Source organism: Bartonella sp. AP1QHHD (genome assembly GCF_042196265.1).
GTDB lineage: Bacteria > Pseudomonadota > Alphaproteobacteria > Rhizobiales > Rhizobiaceae > Bartonella.
In genome coordinates, this window is sequence record NZ_JBHIPW010000100.1 from 12893 (window position 1) to 34194 (window position 21302).

General features: G+C 38.0%; 17 protein-coding genes. 11 read left to right on the top strand and 6 right to left on the bottom strand.

Annotated elements, in window-relative coordinates:
* The first annotated feature begins 97 nt into the window (after positions 1-97).
* From aroC to ACFIME_RS09020, 6 genes are all read left to right on the top strand, one after another.
* Entirely contained in the window at positions 98-1186 is a 1089-nt protein-coding gene (gene aroC / locus ACFIME_RS08995; RefSeq protein WP_375634294.1) for a chorismate synthase, read from the top strand.
* Positions 1187-1201: 15 nt separating this feature from the next.
* Positions 1202-2305: a 3,4-dihydroxy-2-butanone-4-phosphate synthase gene (ribB, locus tag ACFIME_RS09000; protein WP_375684830.1), complete on the top strand. Its 1104-nt coding sequence runs from the start codon at positions 1202-1204 to the stop codon at positions 2303-2305.
* Between the two features lie 7 nt (positions 2306-2312).
* Positions 2313-2567 carry an exodeoxyribonuclease VII small subunit gene (locus tag ACFIME_RS09005; RefSeq protein ID WP_375618413.1) on the top strand — a complete coding sequence of 85 codons (255 nt, stop codon included), beginning with the start codon at positions 2313-2315 and terminating at the stop codon, positions 2565-2567.
* 241 nt (positions 2568-2808) lie between these two features.
* On the top strand, positions 2809-4716 hold the full coding sequence (gene dxs, locus ACFIME_RS09010) for a 1-deoxy-D-xylulose-5-phosphate synthase (RefSeq protein WP_375684831.1): 1908 nt from the start codon (positions 2809-2811) through the stop codon (positions 4714-4716).
* Between the two features lie 16 nt (positions 4717-4732).
* Positions 4733-5476, top strand: coding sequence for a TlyA family RNA methyltransferase (locus tag ACFIME_RS09015; RefSeq protein ID WP_375655278.1), 744 nt, complete (start codon positions 4733-4735; stop codon positions 5474-5476).
* Positions 5473-6726: a class I SAM-dependent RNA methyltransferase gene (locus ACFIME_RS09020; RefSeq protein WP_375634223.1), complete on the top strand. Its 1254-nt coding sequence runs from the start codon at positions 5473-5475 to the stop codon at positions 6724-6726. Before ACFIME_RS09015 ends, ACFIME_RS09020 begins: the two co-directional genes overlap by 4 nt.
* Positions 6727-7281: 555 nt before the next feature.
* Here ACFIME_RS09020 and tldD read toward each other — a convergent pair.
* Complete coding sequence (tldD, locus tag ACFIME_RS09025) at positions 7282-8706, bottom strand: metalloprotease TldD (protein WP_375661878.1); 1425 nt, start codon at positions 8704-8706, stop codon at positions 7282-7284.
* 110 nt (positions 8707-8816) lie between these two features.
* Positions 8817-9356: an invasion associated locus B family protein gene (locus ACFIME_RS09030; RefSeq protein ID WP_375611128.1), complete on the bottom strand. Its 540-nt coding sequence runs from the start codon at positions 9354-9356 to the stop codon at positions 8817-8819.
* A gap of 344 nt (positions 9357-9700) precedes the next feature.
* On the opposite strand from ACFIME_RS09030, the gene cyoE reads away from it, so the two are divergent.
* From cyoE to rnhA, 4 genes are all read left to right on the top strand, one after another.
* Positions 9701-10636, top strand: coding sequence for a heme o synthase (gene cyoE / locus ACFIME_RS09035; RefSeq protein ID WP_375661879.1), 936 nt, complete (start codon positions 9701-9703; stop codon positions 10634-10636).
* A 178-nt stretch (positions 10637-10814) separates the two neighbouring features.
* Positions 10815-11870, top strand: a complete 1056-nt coding sequence (ispH, locus tag ACFIME_RS09040; RefSeq protein ID WP_375636191.1) for a 4-hydroxy-3-methylbut-2-enyl diphosphate reductase — start codon at positions 10815-10817, stop codon at positions 11868-11870.
* Positions 11870-12829, top strand: a complete 960-nt coding sequence (locus ACFIME_RS09045; protein ID WP_375634231.1) for a homoserine kinase — start codon at positions 11870-11872, stop codon at positions 12827-12829. The genes ispH and ACFIME_RS09045 overlap by 1 nt, the downstream gene beginning before the upstream one ends.
* A 5-nt stretch (positions 12830-12834) precedes the next feature.
* Positions 12835-13302, top strand: coding sequence for a ribonuclease HI (gene rnhA / locus ACFIME_RS09050; protein ID WP_375634233.1), 468 nt, complete (start codon positions 12835-12837; stop codon positions 13300-13302).
* 26 nt (positions 13303-13328) lie between these two features.
* On the opposite strand, the gene ACFIME_RS09055 is transcribed toward rnhA, so the two are convergent.
* A complete protein-coding gene (locus ACFIME_RS09055; protein WP_375684832.1) occupies positions 13329-14207 on the bottom strand; it encodes a protein-disulfide reductase DsbD domain-containing protein in 879 nt (292 codons plus the stop codon).
* A gap of 71 nt (positions 14208-14278) precedes the next feature.
* Between ACFIME_RS09055 and ACFIME_RS09060 the strand changes: the two genes are divergently transcribed.
* Positions 14279-14863, top strand: a complete 585-nt coding sequence (locus ACFIME_RS09060; protein ID WP_375618404.1) for a YqgE/AlgH family protein — start codon at positions 14279-14281, stop codon at positions 14861-14863.
* 42 nt (positions 14864-14905) lie between these two features.
* Here the strand turns inward: ACFIME_RS09060 and ACFIME_RS09065 are convergent, their stop codons facing one another.
* The 3 genes from ACFIME_RS09065 to thrC all read right to left on the bottom strand — a co-directional run bounded on the left by ACFIME_RS09065 (position 14906) and on the right by thrC (position 20947).
* Positions 14906-17791 (bottom strand): EAL domain-containing protein, encoded by a 2886-nt coding sequence (locus ACFIME_RS09065; RefSeq protein ID WP_375684833.1) that lies wholly within the window; start codon positions 17789-17791, stop codon positions 14906-14908.
* 400 nt (positions 17792-18191) lie between these two features.
* Positions 18192-19466 (bottom strand): M16 family metallopeptidase, encoded by a 1275-nt coding sequence (locus ACFIME_RS09070; protein WP_375684834.1) that lies wholly within the window; start codon positions 19464-19466, stop codon positions 18192-18194.
* A gap of 83 nt (positions 19467-19549) precedes the next feature.
* A complete protein-coding gene (thrC, locus tag ACFIME_RS09075) occupies positions 19550-20947 on the bottom strand; it encodes a threonine synthase (protein WP_375684835.1) in 1398 nt (465 codons plus the stop codon).
* Positions 20948-21302: the final 355 nt, after the last annotated feature.

Genomic DNA, 21302 nt, shown 5'->3' on the forward strand with positions numbered 1-21302 from the left:
GTGTCCAAGAGTATTTGGGAGAAAAGAGTTGTCTTGTGTATAGCACACAACATACGTTATCGTTGTATATATTTGACAGAGAAATGGATCTTTTTTCATGTCGCATAATACATTTGGTCATTTGTTTCGTGTAACAACATGGGGTGAAAGTCATGGTGCTGCTCTTGGTTGTGTCATTGATGGTTGTCCACCTGGAATTATTTTTACTCTTGCAGAAGTTCAAGCTTATCTTGATAAACGCAAGCCAGGACAATCAAAATATACAACGCAGCGCCGAGAACCAGATGAAGTAGAGGTCCTTTCAGGAGTTGTTGTTCAAGACGATGGAACGACATTGGTGACAACAGGTACACCAATTTCTCTGTTGATTCGAAACACAGATCAACGCTCTCAAGATTATGGAGCAATTGCTCATCAGTATCGTCCAGGACATGCGGATTATACTTATGATATTAAATATGGCATTCGTGATTTTCGAGGCGGGGGACGTGCTTCGGCACGGGAGACGGCAGCACGTGTTGCAGCAGGTGCATTTGCTCGTAAAATCGTTCCTGGTTTGATTGTACGAGGAGCAGTGATAGCAATTGGTCCTCATAATATTAATCGTGATCGTTGGGATTGGTCAGAGGTTGATAATAATCCTTTTTTTACAGCTGATGCAGAGATGGTTCACATTTTTAGTGACTATATCAGTAAACTCCGTAAAGAGGGGACATCTGTTGGTGCGGTTGTTGAGATCGTTGCAGAAAATGTTCCGGCAGGTTTAGGAGCCCCTATTTACGCAAAGCTTGATCAAGATATTGCCTCGTTACTTATGTCGATTAATGCGGTAAAAGGTGTGGAAATTGGTGATGGTTTTGCGGCAGCCCGCTTGAGGGGAGAAGAAAATGCCGATGAAATGCGAATGGGAAATGATGGAAAACCGCTTTTTTTATCCAATCATGCTGGTGGTATTTTAGGGGGAATATCGAGTGGACAGCCAATTGTTGCACGTTTTGCTGTAAAGCCTACTTCATCAATTTTAACACCTCGTCGTTCCATTGATGTTGATGGTCATGATATAGACGTTATAACAAAGGGACGTCATGATCCATGTGTTGGGATTCGTGCCGTTCCTGTTGGTGAGGCGATGGTTGCTTGTGCTATTGCTGACCATTATCTAAGACATCGCGGTCAAGTTGGGTGATTGAAAAGGTGAACAATGGCGTATGATGAAAAAAAAATTGTTTCTGCACTTAAAGCTTTTGAACGCGGTGAAATTGTTGTGGTGACAGATGATGATGACCGTGAAAATGAGGGTGATTTAACTGTTGCTGCAGCGCATTGTACAGAAGAAAAGATGGCGTTTATTCTTCGTCACACAACAGGTATTGTGTGCACACCTATGCCAAAAAAAGAAGCAAAACGGTTTAATCTTTCTCCTATGGTACCAGATAATAACTCTGCACATGGGACGCAATTTACGGTTACTGTTGATTTTAAACACGGCATAACAACAGGAATTTCAGCGCATGACCGTACATTAGCTGTACGTAATCTTGCGAATTCAAATGCAAGTGCGGATGATTTTGTTCGTCCAGGGCATGTTTTTCCTTTAATTGCGCATGAAGGGGGGGTGCTCATGCGTTCAGGTCACACGGAGGCCGCTGTTGATTTATGTAAATTATCTAATTTGCCGCCGGTTGGTGTTATCGGTGAATTAGTCAATGATGATGGAAGCGTTAAACATGGCGATCAGATTATGAAATTTGCGCAAGAACATCGGTTGCATATTATAACGGTTGCAGATTTAATTTCTTACCGCCAACGTAAGGAAATATTGATCAAGCATGTTGGAGAAATGCTTATTGAAACATCTGTAGGTCCCGCTATTGTTCAAAGTTATCAACTCCCTTGGGAAGTCGTTCAGCATATTGCAATTGTTTTTGGTGATGTCCGTGAGGGTGAGAATATTCCTGTGCATTTACATCATGAAAACATTATAAGTGACGTTTTTTGTCAAACTTCAGATATTATGGTGATGATGCAGCGTATGATGGAAAAAGAAAAACGTGGCGTATTTATTTATTTGCGTGAAGGATCTGTTATACAATCAACTGTTGGTATTCAAAACATGACAAGAAACAGTTCAGAAAACCATGTGCAGGCGATTGAACGCGAAGAAGAATGGCGCAAAATTGGTTTAGGATCACAAATTTTAAAATATTTAGGAATAGGCTCTGTTATTGTTTATGCTTCTAAAGAGCATCATTATGTAGGTTTGGAAGGTTTTGGAGTTCGTATATCCAGAACAGATATTTTTTGAGGTTCATATGAAAAAAGAGATACAAGAGGGGGATATTACGACCTTAAGCTTTGAGCAAGCGCTTAAGCAACTTGAAGTTATTGTCGAAAATTTGGAACGTGGCGATGTGCCTTTGGAACAATCCATTGATATTTATGAACGCGGTGAAGCGCTTAAAAAGCATTGTGAAAAACTCTTAAGAGTTGCTGAAGCTAAAGTTGAAAAAATCCAGCTTTCAGAAGAAGGTTCTCCAGAAGGAGTGGAACCACTTGATGCTAAATAATTTAAATCTTTTTGGATATTTATTGTGGGACTTAAGAGAAGCAATAACCTTAGTTTATAAATAGAAAGTTTTATTGATTTCTTTTTTATAAAATAAGTTAAAAATGAGGAAATTATAGCTCATCTCAAATAGAAAAGAGCATTTTTCAGTAAAAAAGATGCAAAACTGTAAATAAAAGAGTAGAGAAGATATATTTTTATCATTGTGTTTTCTTGAGTTAAGATAATAGAAAGGATTTTTTTTGTCTCAGGTCTTAACACCATTGCTTGACCGTGTTTGTTTTCCGCAAGATTTGCGGGCATTGCCTGAGTCTGATTTGGTACAGTTGGCTGATGAGTTGCGGACCGCAACAATTGATGCGGTTTCTGTAACAGGTGGTCATCTTGGGGCGGGACTTGGTGTTGTTGAGCTCACTGTTGCATTACATTATATTTTTAATACACCAGAGGATAGGATTATTTGGGATGTTGGTCATCAAACCTATCCACACAAGATTTTAACGGGGCGTAGAGAAAAAATTCGCACATTACGTCAAGAGGGCGGATTATCTGGTTTTACAAAACGTTCAGAAAGTGTGTATGATCCATTTGGAGCGGGGCATTCGTCTACTTCTATTTCAGCGGGGCTTGGTATGGCGGTGGCAAGTGCTTTGAAAGCAGAGACAAGACGCAATATCATAACTGTCATTGGTGATGGTGCAATGTCAGCGGGCATGGCTTATGAAGCAATGAACAACGCTGGTGCTTTGAATGCACGCTTGATTGTTGTTCTTAATGATAACGATATGTCTATAGCACCACCTACAGGTGCTATGAGTGCACATCTTGCACGATTAGTGTCTCGTCCTTCTTATCGTCATTTGCGTGAACGCGTAAAGATGTTGAGCGAAAAATTGCCAAAGTTTTTTTTGGATAAAGCCCGTCGTTCAGAGGAATTTGCGCGTGGCCTTTTGGTTGGGGGAACTTTATTTGATGAGCTTGGCTTTTATTATGTTGGCCCCATAGATGGGCACAATTTGGGGCATTTATTGCCTGTTTTTAAAAATGTTCGTGAATATCCTAATGGTCCTGTTTTGGTGCATGTTGTAACCCATAAGGGAAAGGGATATCCACCTGCAGAGGCCTCGTCTGATAAATATCATGGTGTTAATCGTTTTGATGTCACGACAGGAAAACAGGTAAAAGCATCAAGTAATATTCTATCCTATACCAAGGTATTTTCTAAAGCTTTAATAGAAGAAGCTCGCCATGATGATAAGATTGTTGGCATAACAGCAGCGATGCCAACAGGGACAGGTCTTGATTCTTTTGCGAAAAAATTTCCTGAAAAAATGTTTGATGTTGGTATCGCTGAGCAACATGCCGTAACTTTTGCGGCAGGACTTGCTTGTGAAGGGTATAAGCCTTTTGTTGCAATTTATTCTACTTTTTTACAGCGTGCTTATGATCAAATTGTTCATGATGTATCAATTCAAAAATTACCGGTACGTTTTGCTATTGACCGAGCAGGTTTTGTGGGGGCAGATGGTGCAACACATGCTGGAAGTTTTGATATTGTTTTTTTGGCCACTCTTCCTGACTTTGTTGTTATGGCACCTTCTGATGAGCTTGAACTGATGCATATGGTGCGTACAGCTGCAGCTTATGATCAGGGACCAATTTCTTTTCGTTATCCGCGTGGTGAGGGGATTGGTATAGATTTACCGCAACGTGGTGAGTTATTAGAAATTGGAAAAGGGCGCGTTCTGCGTGAAGGAAATAGAATCGCTTTGGTTTGTTTTGGAACGCGGATGTCAGAAGTGTTGCAAGCTGCTGATGCGTTGGAGGCTGAAGGATTGTCTACAACGGTTGCAGATGCACGGTTTGCAAAACCTTTAGATAAGGATTTGATGCGTCGTTTGGCACGTGAGCATGAGGTATTGGTGACAATTGAAGAAGGGGCAATCGGTGGATTTGGAGCGCACATATTACAATTTTTAGCGCAAGAAGGGCTCTTAGAGCATGGTTTGAAAGTTCGTACACTAAAATTTCCTGATGAATATTTGAATCATGGTTCACCAGAAAAAGTTCTTTCACGTGTCGGACTTGACGCTATGGGTATTTTAAGCACGGTTTTTGCTGTTTTGGGACGCGAGATTCGAACAGAATAGAAAATTCGAGTATGAGATGGCTTCCAGAAAAAGACTCGATATTTTTTTAGTTGAAAAAAACTTTTTTACGACACGTTCACGCGCACGTGATGCAATTATGCGCCAAACTGTTAAAGTTAACGGAGAAATCGTTTTTAAAGCTGGGCAAATCGTTTTTGATGATGCAGAGATTACCGTTTGTGATCCAGCACAGAATTATGTTTCTCGGGCAGCGTTAAAATTGATTGCTGCACTTGATGCATTTCCAATTATAACAGATAAAGTGACAGCCATTGATGTTGGTGCATCAACAGGTGGTTTTACGCAAGTTCTCTTAGAGCGTGGAGCAGATCATGTCATTGCCGTTGATGTTGGGCATCATCAATTTGATAAACGTTTATTGGGCAACAGTGCTATAACGTTATTAGAAGGCTTGAATGTCAGAGATTTTAAACAGGAACATTTAGGTGGGCGAGAAATTGATCTTATCGTTTCAGATGTTAGCTTTATTTCGCTCAAACTTGCATTGCCTCCCGTGTTGTCTTTAGCCAAGAAGGGAGCCCAAGCTGTTTTACTGGTAAAGCCTCAGTTTGAGGTTGGTCGTAAACACTTTAGTAAGGGAGGAATATTAAGTCCATCAAGTGCTAAAAAAATTGCTGAGGCGCTTTTTGTTTGGTTAAATACACAAACAGGGTGGAGTGCAAAAAGTTTAATTTCTTCCCCTATTACAGGTGGTGATGGCAACGTGGAATATTTACTATTCGGAGAAAAACAAGAGTGAATGACAATGTCATAATCGATCATATCGGAGCAAATGGTTATGGTACTGCTAAGACGTCTCACGGCTTCGTTTCTGTTCCTTTTACTTTACCAGGAGAGTGTGCTGAAATTACTGTTCATGGAAAATATGCAACATATATAGCATTAAAAGAAAAATCATTAGAACGCATTGATACTCTTTGTCAGCATTTTGGAGAATGTGGAGGGTGTACTCTTCAGCATTGGCATATGGATGCTTATCGCGTATGGAAACAACAATTGGTTGTTGATGCGCTTAAAAAGTATGGACTTAATAATGTTGTTGCGCCTTTAATAGAATGTAAACCTTATAGCCGACGGCGGATTACTCTAACAGCATCTATGACCCCACAGGGGCAAAAAGTTGGTTTTAACCGTTATCTCTCTCATGAGATTGTAGCTCTTGAGGAATGTCCAGTAAGCCGTCCAGAGCTTATTTCTCAGTTGCATAATATTAGAGAGCTCTGTGCTTTTCTAAGCAGCTCTGCCAAACGGTTTCATGTTACGATAACATGTGTTGAAAATGGTTTAGATGTTGCTTTAAGCGGTTGCATTATACACCATGAATCACTTCGTCAGAAAATGATCAGTGCTGCTCTTTCATATGGGATTATACGTTTATCTGTTGACGGTGAAGTTTTGGTTGAACGAGAAAAACCAGAGATTTACTTTGGAGATGTCCGTGTTGAATTTCCTTCTGGTGGTTTTCTGCAAGCAACTTGTGAAGCTGAAAATATAATGGGCAATATTATTTTGACTCATTTTAAAAAAGTAAAGAATGCTGTTGATTTGTTTTCAGGGGTAGGAACATTTACCTTGCGTATGGCAAAAAAGATGAATGTTCATGCAGTAGAAAATAATGAAGATGCATTAAGAAATCTAAATACAGCAGCACGTTTCGCGACTGGTTTAAAAACGTTCACTTGTGAAAAACGTGATCTTTTCCGACATCCCCTTTCTGTAAAGGAACTTGAATGTTTTGAGAGTGTTGTTTTTGATCCTCCCCGTGCTGGTGCAGAGCAACAAGTACGTGAATTAGCGAAGACAACAGTATCACGTGTTGTGGCAATTTCTTGTAATCCTACTACATTTGCTCGTGATTTATCTCTTCTTGTTGCAGGGGGGTATACAGTAGAAAAAATCATACCGATTGATCAATTTTTATGGTCACCACATGTCGAAATTGTTGCTGTTTTGAGCAAAAAGAAAAAAAAGAAAGGTTGGAAACTTTAGCCTAATTTTTTTTAATGCTATGAAGATTTTTTAAAAGTTGACCTGTGTATTATTATAAAATCTCTCCAAAATTTATCTATAATAATAATCTTTTTCTCGTTGAGTTAAGAGCACTGAATGTAGAAAGTGTTTTTTTCTTTTAAGCTTTTTTATTATGAAATATAAAAGACAAGTTACTCCACACAAAAAAACCACAAAAGACTAATGTATTACGAAGAAGATGTGTCTGAATAAGCCTGTGCCGTCGTTATATTTGCCATTCCCTAATGTTTCTTAAAACTCTTGGTACTTGAGACGGCCCATAAGAGGAATCTTTAGTTCTTTCTTGTACAGTTTTTATCCATATAACTCTCCCCGCCTGTAACGTATAAACGAATGATTTTGATTGATCCAACAGACACAGATTTAAAATGAGAGAATCTTACGGTATTCAAGGTTCTAATAAAATATGAATAACGCTAGATTATCTTTATAAATCAATTCATTGTAACATCCCCCTCACAAAATGGTCGTAATAGACGAGAAGGAGGCAATACTGGGAAGGAATGAGCAAGCTTATTCCTCTATAAGCGCAGTTCCACCGATTGTCATATTATTGATTCGAAGATGAGGTTGACCAACACCAACAGGGACATTTTGCCCTGCTTTTCCGCACATGCCAATACCATTATCAAGTTTGCTATCATTGCCAATCATTGTAATACGTTTCATGGCATCTGGTCCATTACCGATAAGGGTTGCACCTTTAATAGGCGCTAAAATTTTACCATTTTCTACTCTGTAAGCTTCAGTACATTCAAAGACGAACTTTCCAGAAGTGATATCAACTTGTCCTCCGCCAAATGAAACAGCGTAGATACCGTTTTTGAATGATGATAGAATTTCTTCAGGTGTTTTATCGCCTCCTAGCATGATCGTATTAGTCATCCGCGGCATTGGTGCATGTGCATAGGATTCACGCCGTCCATTTCCAGTTGGATTAACCCCCATAAGTCGAGCATTTAGTCTGTCTTGCATAAAGCCAACGAGTTTTCCATCTTCAATAAGAACATTATATCCTGATGGGGTTCCTTCATCATCAACAGTAAGTGAACCACGGCATTCGGGAATTGTACCATCATCAACAACTGTAACACCTTTTGCGGCAACTTGTTGGCCAAGAAGTCCAGCAAAAGCAGAAGTTTTTTTGCGGTTAAAGTCACCTTCCAATCCATGACCTACGGCTTCATGAAGCATAACACCGGGCCATCCATTGGCTAAAACAACATCAAATGTTCCTGCTGGCGCTGCTTCTGCTTCTAAATTTGTTAAAGCCATACGTAAGGCTTCATCTGCAGCTTTTTTCCAATTGTCTTCATGAATAAATTGGTTAAATGCTTGTCTCCCTCCACATCCATAAAAACCATTTTCACGTCGATTGCCTTCAGCTGCGACCACAGATATAGAAAGTCGCACAAGGGGACGAATATCACGAACCAAATAACCATCTGCACGTAAAATTTCAACATGTTGTAGCGAGCCGGAAAGAGAAACAGTCACCTGATGCAATTTATCATTTTTAGCACGTAAATAGGCATCAATTTTTTGCAAAAGAGCACTTTTTTCTTCAAATGATGGAGAATCAAGGGGATTATGCGGTTGATAAAGTCTTTTGTTTGTTTGTTGAGGTGCTATGCTATAAGTCCCTGCATGATTATTATAGGTAACAGCTTTAGCAGCTTCACTGGCACGTTTGAGTGCAGCAGCTGATAACTCACTAGAGTGAGCATATCCAGTAGCCTCTCCAGCAACAACGCGTAGTCCAAATCCCATATCTTGATGAAATGAGCCGTTTTTAAGCTGTCCATTATCAAATAAAAGAGCTTCGCTTTCTGTATACTCAAGGTAAAGCTCACCATCATCAGCATGATGAAGTGTTTCCTGTATAAGTGATTGCACTTTAGAGGAAGCAATATCAAAATGATCAATCAGCGATTTCATAAGAATTATCCTATTTTTATGGGGGCTTAGAAGATTTTTATCAATCTAATTTTAAGAATCTTTCAAAATATACGATGAGATTTTGATTGTTTAAAATGTATTGATTTCATTCATGTCGGTAAGGTTGCATAGGCGTCGCCAAGACCATGAAGGTCAACAAAACCTCCAATCCCTTGTTCAGGAGTTGTAAAGATAAAATAGGTTGCCATTTTTCCTTTTAAAAAGAGCTGCAATATGTCTTCTTTAAGAAAGGCTTCAGCAACACAATTATCACCAAGACAACGACGATATTCCATTCTGCCCATATTTTTATCGTCAATTTTAATTCCAACGCCAGGACGTAATTCAACGCGAATCGGAACAAAAACACGCATCAAGGCACCTTGCTTTTGAGGAAGTTTATAAAATGTAACACGCAAGGTAATATCTTGACGCCCTTGTGTGTGAACGTTTTGTACAACTTCACACTGCATGTTAGGTGTACCTGGTGGTAGAGAACACACTTTTGTCCATGCACCATAGGTTTGTGGAGCAGGGACATCTTGTGCATAGGGTGTTTGTGCAAATGCATGACTGATAAAACTACTATAAAGTGTGTAAAGAACAGCACCAATAAAAAAAGTTTTTTTGAGTAATTTATAAAGTATCACAGAAAATCCTATCCGACTCAACACCCACAACCATGCATAGATTTACATAAAAAAATGAACTCCCCATAAAAAACTATAACACAAAATCAGTATTTACCCAAATATATTAATTCATATGATATATTTTTATGATACATTTGTAATGTGGAGAGAACGTTGATTGAAAAAATGTATTTTTATTGCCAATATTTCCATTTACTTTTAGGGGATACGTGCGAAAGAGATATTTCATATTTTCTCAAAAATACGATTGGTCTTAATTGGTCATTTCCATACGCTAGATAATATTTGTCAGATAATATTGGGTTTGTGAATGACAGAAATGGAAAAGGGCTTTGAGTGGAATGTCAGTTTCAGAAGAGTTATCTGTTGTGAATGGTAAATCAACGCCACCAAAATCCGGTATTGGTGATTACATCACATTATTAAAGCCACGTGTTATGTCTCTTGTGGTTTTTACGGCTCTGGTTGGTTTGCTTGTATCGCCTGTTCCTATCAATCCGTTGTATGGTTTTTTAGCAATTTTATGTATTGCTGTTGGCGGTGGTGGTGCGGGAGCATTGAATATGTGGTATGATGCTGACATTGATGCTGTGATGGAACGGACTAAAAAGCGTCCTATTCCCATGGGTAAAATCAGCTCCCAAAAGGCATTTATTTTTGGCATGGTTCTTTCTATGCTCTCGGTATTGGTTATGGGGAGCTTCATTAATTGGTTTGCGGCATTTTTTCTTGCGTTTACGATTTTCTTTTATGTCGTTATCTATACAATTTGGTTAAAGCGTATCACACCACAAAATATTGTTATTGGTGGTGCTTCTGGGGCTTTTCCACCAATGATTGGATGGGCCGTGACAACAGGGACAGTGAGTATTGATAGCTTTTTATTATTTTTAATCATTTTTATGTGGACCCCTCCTCACTTTTGGGCTCTTTCTTTATTTTCATCTCTTGATTATGAGGCTGCAGGTATCCCTATGATGCCTAATGTACGAGGTGAGCATTCAACAAAAAAACAGATTTTATTTTATACTGTTTTGATGGCATTATGCGCTGCTGCTCCGTGTTTTACTGGTCTTGGCGGAATTTTTTATGGTATTTTTTCAACAATTTTAAGCATTATCTTTATTTATTTTGCCTATCGTTTATGGAAAGCTGATACACATAATGAAACTATTTTGATGGCCAAAAAAACGTTTTTCTTTTCATTACTTTATTTGGCAGCTATCTTTGGAATTCTTTTGATTGAATCTCTTGTTTGGTATTTTATCGCTCTTTAGTCGCGTAAAATGAAAGAGCAAATTTTAAAAGAGCTTTTCTTCAAGAAAATGCTGTAAGAAAATACGATAGAGTGTGTTCTTATGCAAAAGATGATATTGCGCGTTTTTTACATTGCTTATTCATGTATAATGATAGGTTGTTTGAATATGATAAAGCTATAGAGATTAAGGATGATTTATGTCTGGACTTCCCCCTTTAACGATACGTCTTTGTGGTCCACGTGGATTTTGTGCAGGGGTTGATCGTGCTATCCAGATTGTTCTGCTTGCATTAAAAAAATATGGTGTTCCAGTATATGTTCGTCATGAAATTGTACACAACCGCTACGTGGTTGAGGGATTACAGCAACGGGGTGCTGTTTTTGTCGAAGAACTTAATGAGATTCCAGAAGAACATCGCAATCAACCAGTTGTTTTTTCTGCTCATGGTGTACCAAAATCTGTTTCAGAAGAAGCACGATGCTATAATTTGTTTTATCTCGACGCAACATGTCCTTTGGTCTCGAAAGTTCATAAACAAGCGATACGACATCAACGTCATGGTCGTCATGTTATATTGATTGGTCATGCTGGTCATCCTGAGGTGATAGGGACAATGGGACAGCTTGAAGAAGGGGTTGTGACGCTTATTGAAACGATAGAAGATGCTTTGCATTATCAACCCAATGATCCAGATAAATTAGGATTTGTTACACAAACAACGCTTTCTGTTGAAGATACTGCAGGAATTATCGATATATTACAACAACGTTTTCCTACATTAGCAGCCCCAGCGGCTGAATCAATTTGCTATGCTACAACGAATCGACAAGATGCGGTTAAAGCAGCGGCAAAGGGGAGTGATTTGTTTTTGATTGTTGGAGCACCAAACTCTTCTAATTCACGACGTTTAGTAGAGGTTGCCGAAAAGTCTGGTGCGCGACAAGCTATTTTAGTTCAGCGCGCTGATGAAATTAATTTTGAAAACCTAAAATCTCTTTCTATTGTCAGTCTTTCAGCAGGGGCTTCGGCTCCTGAAATTATTATTGATGAAATTATTTCAGCGTTTCGTGAGCGTTATGATGTCACAATAGAATTAGCTGAAACAGCGGTAGAAACGGAAAAATTTTTAGTGAGTCGCGAATTACGTGACGTCATTTTAACGTCTCAAGATATGGCTTTCGTCAATGGTCAAGCAAATAATGCAAAAAATGAAAATCAGAATACAGACATGTCTACAACGAAAGCAGAATAATGGCCGTTTATACAGATATTCACCCAAATGATTTAAAAGTGTTTTTAACACGTTATGCAATAGGATCACTTTTGTCTTATCAAGGTATAGAAGAGGGGATTGAAAATTCCAATTTTATGTTAGAGACAACACAAGGGCGATTTATTTTAACACTTTATGAAAAGCGTATTTCAAAAGATGATTTACCTTTTTTTTGTCGCTTGATGCAGCATTTAGGACAACGTGGAATTCCTTGTCCTAAACCTGTTATTCAAAATGATGGAATGATGATCTGTGAATTAGCAGGACGTCCTGCTGCTATTATTACTTTTCTGGAAGGAGAGTGGATCCGCCAGCCCAACATAGATCATTGTGGCGAAGTGGGGATGGGGTTAGCACAATTACATTTAGCAGGACAGGATTTTACACTCAGTCGTAAAAATACTCTTTCTGTTATGGATTGGCAGGTATTGTGGCAACGTTGTCAAACCAAAGAAGATGCATTGTTAAAAGAATTTGGACAAAAAATTGAGTTGGAATTGGCTTTTTTACAGGAAAATTGGCCGTTCAATTTACCAATAGGCATTATTCATGCAGATTTATTTAATGATAACGTTTTTTTTGTGAATCATCGTCTTTCTGGGATGATAGATTTCTATTTTGCTTGTAATGACTTTTTTGCTTATGATTTAGCGATCTGTTTAAATGCTTGGTGCTTTGAGCCTGATCATTCCTATAATCTTACCAAAGCACGTAAGTTATTGGAAAATTATCAAAAAATAAGACCATTGATCCCTTTAGAATTGGACAAGATGGTTTTATTAGCTCGTGGTGCGTCTCTACGTTTCTTACTCACACGTCTATATGATTGGTTTAATACACCGCCTAATAGCTTTGTTATTAAGAAAGATCCATGGGAGTATTGGCACAAGCTTTGTTTTTTCAGTAATGTAAATTCGCTAAGTGAATTAGGTTTTTAAATTTTATGGCAACTCAACAAAAAGTCGTTGAAATTTATACAGATGGTGCTTGCTCAGGGAATCCTGGAATTGGAGGGTGGGGGGCAATTTTACGCTGGAATGGTCATGAACGGGAGCTTTATGGCGGTAAGGTCCATACGACAAACAATCAAATGGAACTCATGGCGGCAATTTGTGCATTAAAGGTGCTTAAAGAGCCCTGTTTGGTCGATCTTTATACAGACTCAGTTTATGTACGTAACGGTATATCTAAGTGGATTGAAGATTGGAAAAAGAATAATTGGCGCACCGCATCAAAAAATCCTGTTAAAAATATGGAGCTATGGCAAGCTCTTGAGGATGCTAGTTCTTGTCATACAGTTAGATGGCACTGGGTAAAAGGGCATGCGGGACATCCAGAAAATGAACGCGCAGATGCCCTTGCTCGCAAAGCAATTACTCAATATCGTGAAAATGGACGTTTTCCAGCATAATTGCTGTTTGAGAGCTTTTTCTTTTATCACGGAGACGCAAGAGGGGTTGGCTGCGTATGGAATATGAATGTTCCACTTAAGGCGTGATCTTTAAAAGAAACTGTATAAAAAATTTTTTGGTTTATTTCTTCTGGTGCGAAATAGAGTGGAGCATTAAAGAGTGTATATTCTGCGTTATCACTGACTTTTCTTGCTGCTCCAATTTGCATTTCTCCTCCATCTAAAAAGAGAGAGGAAGGAGTGGTTTTGTTATTATTTTGTATTTTTATAAGAAGGGTACTGTTATTTTTTTCGGCACTTATTTTTAGTGCATTCTGCGCCATGCGTGGCAAAGAATCTTGCGCCTTTTTTAAGAAGGAAGCAGGAAGCTGTTTATTTTTAAGAGCAGATGGCGAAAAATCAAAGTTAACAGTAAATGGAAGACAGATTTTGTGACATAATCCAAGAGTGAAAGCACCACTTAAATTTTTGCTTGAACTAGAAAGATTGAAGGGCAATATTACTTTATCTTTATAACCTAATGACCAATCATTTTCTGTTTCAAAAAGCTGTGGAGTAGGATAAAAGATTTCATAAGAAGTCTGTTGGTTGAAATTAAAAAATGGTGCCATGCCAGAATTACCTGGATTACGCCAGTAAGTTTTCCATCCTGGTTTAAGCTCAATTTCAATAATGCCTTCTCTTATTCCAGAAAGAGAAGGTTCAGTGATCGCTAATCGGATACGACCACCATCTGATTCATACCAAGATGTTGCGAAAAGCTGGAGTTTTTGTTCTGTTTGAGCATTTACAGGAATGTTAAGTAATTCTAAAACTATGAATGTTAAGCTTAAAGTAACTAAAAGCTTTTTATAAAAGAAAGTTGCGATATTTTGTAAATTTGTAAATATATAACTTTTTTTCATTGGAGTTTTATTTTCCTAGTGTGCTAAATGAACAAACTTTTATCATGTAAATTATGGAGAATAACAGATTAATGAAGCGGTGTAATGGCTTTTTAGGTGGACAATTACTCATAGCAATGCCTGGGATGAATGACAAACGCTTTATTCGTTCTGTTATTTATATTTGTGCGCATTCTGATGCCGGTGCGATGGGCATCATTCTCAATCAATTGCATCATATTGATTTTCCAGAGCTTTTGCTTCACTTAGGAATCATAGACAGTGGCCAAAAAAAAAGTCTTTCTGAACCAATAAAACAGTTTCCAGTTCGCTATGGTGGTCCTGTTGATACTTCGCGTGGTTTTGTTCTTCATTCAGATGATTATGCTTGTGAAGAAACTGTTTTTATTGCAGATAAGATCTGTTTTACTGCGACAATTGATATATTAAAAGCGATCAGTTGCGAACAAGGTCCGCAACATGCACTGGTCGCATTAGGCTATGCTGGATGGAAAGCGGGGCAACTTGAGGCAGAAATTTCTACAAATGGGTGGCTAATCAGTTCTACATCACCTAGTTTTCTTTTTGAAAGCGATTTAAGCTGCAAATATGATAAAAGTTTAACACGCATGGGTATCGATCCAACTTATCTTGCTTCTGAAATGGGACACGCGTAGAGTTTTTTCTAAGCTTTTTAACTTTACACGTTATTTTATCCCTTATGTTTTTATTTTATAAGGGAAATGGCTCTGAACGAGCGTAATTAATTCTTCTATGGCAATCGGTTTTGTCACAAGTGTACTTTGAACATATTTACAGCCTTCTTGACGGAGGAAGATTGCTTCTTTTTCATTTTCAACACCTTCTGCGATAATTTGCAAATTAAGATCTGTTGCCATATTAATGATAGACTTTAGAACAATTTTCTTCTTAAGAGAGTCGATTGAGATAAGTGAACGATCAAGTTTAACCATATCAAATGGATAACGTACGAGATAGGTCAGAGACGAATAACCTGTTCCAAAATTATCGAGTGCGAGATTCATTCCAAGTGTTTTAATTTGTTCAAGAAAGTGCGCTGATTGTTCAGGATTATTTCTTAAGACAAATTCAGATATTTCAATCATCAGACGCCCTTTGTGGAGCGGATGGCGAAGCAAAGCGGCACGCAATTGACTGATAAAACGAGGATGAATCATTTCTGCGCTTGGTAAATTAATTGAAATAAAGAAAGATTGTTGGGAAAACTTTTCTTGTACATTTATAAGATCAATAATGGCATTATCGATGATAAATTGTGACAAATCCATAACAATTTGTTCATTTTCTACGATTTTTATGAAATCAGAGACATTTAAATTTCCATAAGTGGGATGATGCCATTCTACAATTGTTTCAAAACCAATAATATGTCCGTCTGATAAATTAAGAATAGGATGGTAGAGGATTTTCATCTCATTACGTTTTATGGCATAACGAACATCTTTCTCCAGAGTATTATGTTCGAGACCCAAAGTGCGAAAATTAGGACGAAAAGGTTCAATATGGTTCCCACCCATTTGTTTTGCGCGAATCATCGCTAACTCACTATCATTAAAAATATCTTTAGCCGTCGATCGGCTTTCACTCCATGTAACCAATCCGATAGAGGTTGAAAGGATTATTTTATTTTCTGAAAGTGAAATAGGTGCTGAAATTGTTTTGTGCAAATGATCTGCAAATGCTGCAATTTTTTGTGGTTCGGTTTCACTGAGTAAAATAATTGCAAAGCGGTCTGCTGAAAGACGCGATAAGGTGTCTTGAAAGTTAATAAGACGATTTAAACGACGTGCGATTATAAGCAGTACAGTATCCCCAACTGCTATGCCTAATTTGCGATTAATTTGGCGAAAATTGTCAAAATCAATCATAAAGACAGTCGGTCTAATTTTGATATTTGCTTTCGCTAAAGAGGTATAATTTTGTAGTCTATCAAAGAAAATTTGTTGGTTAGGAAGTCCGGTTAAGCTGTCGTGGATTGCATCATGCAATAAGCGTTCTTCGGATTTTTTATGGTTAGTAATATTGACAATGGTTCCAATGACACGTGTGATTTTTCCATCTTTTTGCATAGCCGGACGTGCACGAAGAGAAAACCAATGATAATAACCACCACCGGAAGAAAGCCGAAAAATTTGATCAATGCGCCCTTTTTTATTTTTAAGAATGATATCCAATACGGCTTGAAAGCGTTCACGATCATCATGGTGCAAGGCTGAAATCCAGTTGCGCATAGGTCCATTGAGGTTATGAATTTCAGTACCAAAAAGGGTTGCCATGTTTGGATGTACAACAATACGGTCACGCTCAATATTCCAATCCCAAATAATATTTCCAGCTCCCTTTGCTGCGAGTACTTGTTGTTCAAGGTCGGAAAATATTCCTTCATGGAAAGCGTCATTAGAAAAAGTTTGTTGCAGGACAGTAAAGCTTATGAGAAGAACAATGAGCACTAATCCCCCCGCTAATGCTGGCTGGATAATATCATTGTTTAAATGTCCAGCTATGCAGGCATAGGCTCCAACGCACCAAAAGCTAATGAGCAACCATGTTGGAATAAGCATAATGGCGCGGTCATAGCTTCTGATTGAGAAATAGATGATTAATATTATACCAAGCACAGCGGTAAGGCCAAAAGACAAACGCGCAATTCCAGCTGCTCTGATGGGATCATAAATAGCAAAGGCTCCTAGACTGCAAAACGCAATGGTCCAAGCGATAGCACCGTAACTAAAATGATAATGCCAGCGGTTAAGGCTGAGATAGGTAAAAAGAAAAATGAAGAGTGTAGCAGTAAGTGCTACTTCTGTACCAGCACGCCAGATTGGTTGGGTTGTGAGTGTAACTGCAAAGAATTTATTTAAAAAGTTGAAGTCAATACCAATATAAAAAAGCACTGCCCAAGCAACTGCCGCTGTTGCAGGAAACAGCCCTGTTCCACGGACGACGAAGAGAACAGTTAACAAAAGCGCTAAGAGACCTGATATCCCAAGAAGAATACCATGATAAAGCGTATAAGAATTAATTGCATCTTTATAAGCTTCAGGTTGCCATAAATAGATTTGCGGTAGATTTGCAGAGTTAAGTTCGGCCACAAATGTAATAACAGCACCAGGGTTAAGGGTAATACGAAAGATATCAGAGTTTGCACTAAGTTGACGATCGAGGGAAAAACCTTCGCTTGGCGTTATGGATTGAATCCTTGATGATCCAAGGTCTGGCCAAAAAAATCCAGAACGTGCCATGCGGTAATGGGGGGCAACGATGAGACGATCAACTTGTTCATCTGTTGGATTTGCAAGAGAAAAAACTGCCCAATTTCCGGAAAATTTTTCATTTTTTGCCTGCACTTCAATACGCCATACAATACCATCTGGTCCTGGTGCTGTACTTGTTTGAAAAATAGAGTTGTTTGTATGGTGAATTTCAATTGCTTTTGAGAGATCAAGAGCAGCATCTTGAGAAGAAATTTTAACTGGTTCAATTGCTTGTGCTGATGTAAGATGGACAAAAGAACTAACGACTACAATGAAAATGATGTCAATTATTTTACGCAAACTCTTCACAATGTCCCACTCTCAATATTTTAGGATGTTTAATTTTCATTTCGACTTTTGAGAAAAAACGTCCACCTTTTATAATTTATTTACATAATAAATTGTTATCACTTTTTCTTAAGTTATGTGATTTTATATACAAATAGACCACACACCCATTTGCTTCAATGGAACCTGAAGCGAATGAAGTTTTATATTTTAAAAGGGCAAAGTTAAACCATGAATTTCCAGATTTCACGGATATACCTTCACTTATTAGAATCTTTATCACATGAAGTATGAATTGGGTAGTTTTGTACGCTTCTTTGCCCAATATTTCCAAAACTTATTTAATGAGAAGAGCTTTTGTGGTAAATTTTACGATAAAATATGTGTATGTTATTGTGATGCTGTGTTGAAAAGAAGTTTTTTACTTTAGCTTGGATGAAAGAGTTGACGTTAAATCATCAAAATTTATGAGGGATCCTACAGGTCCGACAGCAGTTAGTGTTGGAGTGGAGTTTGTAAAAAGACGATGTGCTAAATCAGTTAATCTTTTAGGAGTGATGAGATTGAGGCGTTCAATTGTTTCCGATATTGGAATTGGTCGACCATAAAGGAGTATTTGGCGAGCAATGAGATGTGCTTGACTAGAGGGATTTTCCTGTGACATTGTCAGATTTGCACGATATTGCGTTTGTGCTCGTTGCAGTTCGTTGGCTTGAATATTTTTGCTGACCTTGGAAAGTTCATCAAGAATCACAGGAATAAGTTCTTTGAGTCCTTCTTGTCCGGTAGCTGCGTGAACACCAAAAAGCCCAGTATCTGAAAATCCCCAATGAAAAGCATAAATAGAATAGCATAATCCACGTTTCTCTCTTACCTCTTGAAAAAGACGTGAAGACATACCACCACCAAGAATGATTGAAAGAATTTGGGCCGCATAAAAATCACGCGCGTGATAAGCACGCCCTTCAAACCCTAGAACAACTTGTGTATCCATTAAATCGCGATATTCACGAAAGTCGCCACCGACATAATTTGCAAGATTAGTAAGAGGTGCGGTTGAATGGGAGCGAAAAGTACCAAGACGACTTTCAACTTCTCGCAAGAAACTTTCGTGCTTTACAGCTCCTGCAGCAACGACAATCATACGATCTGCACTATATTGTTTATTGATGAAATCATGGAGATCAGTAGATGTAAATGATTGAATAGTTTTAGCTGTTCCTAAAATAGAGCGTCCAAGGGATTGATGACGAAAGGCTGTTTCTGTAAAGTGATCAAAAACAATATCATCAGGAGTGTCATGGGCAGCACCAATTTCCTGAAAGATTACTTGTTTTTCTCGTTCTAGTTCATCGTCGTCAAATTTTGAATGCATTAAAATATCGGCTAAAATGTCTATAGCAAGTGGGATATCGCTTTTAAGTACACGTGCAAAGTAAGCTGTTGTTTCAATACTGGTTGTAGCATTGATTTCACCGCCAACATCTTCAATATCGGTTGCAATTTGAAAAGCAGTACGGTTTTCGGTTCCTTTAAAAGCCATATGCTCAAGAAGATGAGCAATACCATGCTGTGTGGAGGTTTCATTGCGTGAGCCCACTTTAACCCATATTCCGAGGGCAACACTATCAATTTGTTGCATTGTATGTGTGGCGATAGTCAAACCATTACTAAGGCGACATATATCTACATCCATGTATTTACAACTCCATTAAATAAGCTAAATACCTCATTGTAAGGGTATTAGAATATTCTTGATTTAAATTAATGCAGCTAACTTTAATAAGATGCACGCGATTTTAAAGAGATATAATCTTTTACTATTTTTTCATCATTAGCAAGACTTATAAAGTGTTCTTCGCGTTTCATTACATCATTGAGATGAGATGGCCATGGGGCATGAAGGCCACAAGCACTTTTAATAGTATCAGGAAATTTAGCTGGATGAGCTGTGGCAAGGACGATCATTGGAATATGCGGTTTTTTGTTTTCACGCGCTACTTGAAGAGCGACAGCTGTATGTGGATCAACAAGATAGCCACTTTCCTTATAGACACTATCAATTGTTTGAGCTGTTGCAGCCATGTCACTTTTCCCAGCGGAAAATAGGGAACGAATATTTTTGAGTTGCTTTTCATTAAGAGTAAAACGTCGTGATTGTTTCAAGTTTTTCATTGCATTGCGAATCCAGATTGGATCACGATTGCCACTTTCAAAGAGCAAACGTTCAAAATTAGAAGAGACCTGAATATCCATAGAAGGTGATGTTGTATGAACTATTGGTTGTGTTTTGTAAGTACCACTTGCCAATGTACGTGCAAGGATGTCATTATCATTCGTTGCGATGACCAGTTGAGCAATGGGTAATCCCATACGGGCTGCGACATAACCTGCAAAAATATCACCAAAATTTCCAGTAGGAACAGTAAATGAAACAGCTCTATCAGGAGCTCCTAAGGAAAGTGCAGATGAAAAATAGTAAACAATTTGCGCCATGATACGCGCCCAATTTATAGAATTAACACCTGAAAGCGCTCTTTTTTTACGAAAATTGTGGTCATTAAACATTGCTTTGACAAGAGCTTGGCAATCATCAAAATTTCCTTCAATGGCAATGGCATGAACATTTGAACATTGATTGGTTGTCATTTGTCGTTGTTGAACAGGTGATACACGTCCTTTAGGAAATAAAATAAAAATATCTGAGTGTTCTTTTCCAGCAAAAGCTTGTATCGCAGCCCCTCCTGTATCACCTGATGTTGCAGCAATAATCGTTGCACATCTATTTTTTTCAGTCAAAACATAATCCATCAGTCGAGAAAGAAACTGCATTGCGACATCTTTAAAAGCTAAAGTAGGACCATGAAAGAGTTCAAGGATAAATTCATCTGCTCCAGTTTGTCGTAACGGACAGATTGCTGGATGGTGAAAGGTTGCATAAGATTCAGCGATCATATTTTCAAAAGCTGTATATTCGATTTCGTTATTCACAAAGGGCCACAGAATAGTTTTAGCAATTGTTGTATAGGACTGACCACGAAGTGCTCGTAACGCATCAAATGATAGCTGAGGAAATTTATCTGGCAGATAAAGTCCCCCATCATGAGCCAGCCCAGTCATGATCGTTTCCGTAAAGCCTAGAACAGGGGCTTCACCTCTTGTGCTTATATATTTCATAAGTCTTATCCTTTTTTTATTTCTGGAAAATTGGTGAAGTTATTTATTTCACGTTTTTCATAATATTTAAATTATTAAATGGATAGTTTTTAAACTCAATAATGAAAGGAAATAGTCTTAAGCATTTTTATTTTTGAGATATAAACGTCAAATGTTCACAGAAAATCTGTTACAGTCGAAAATTTTCTCTCTATTATTCATTCACTTAAATTTTACAATGTATTTTCACTTGTGCACCTTCTTAAATAATAAAACCAAATAGATAGAATGGTATTTATTGAAGATTTTTTTTGTAAAAATCAACCATTCATAGTTATTTTATGCTCTTATACTTTGTAATAATTAAATCTGCTAA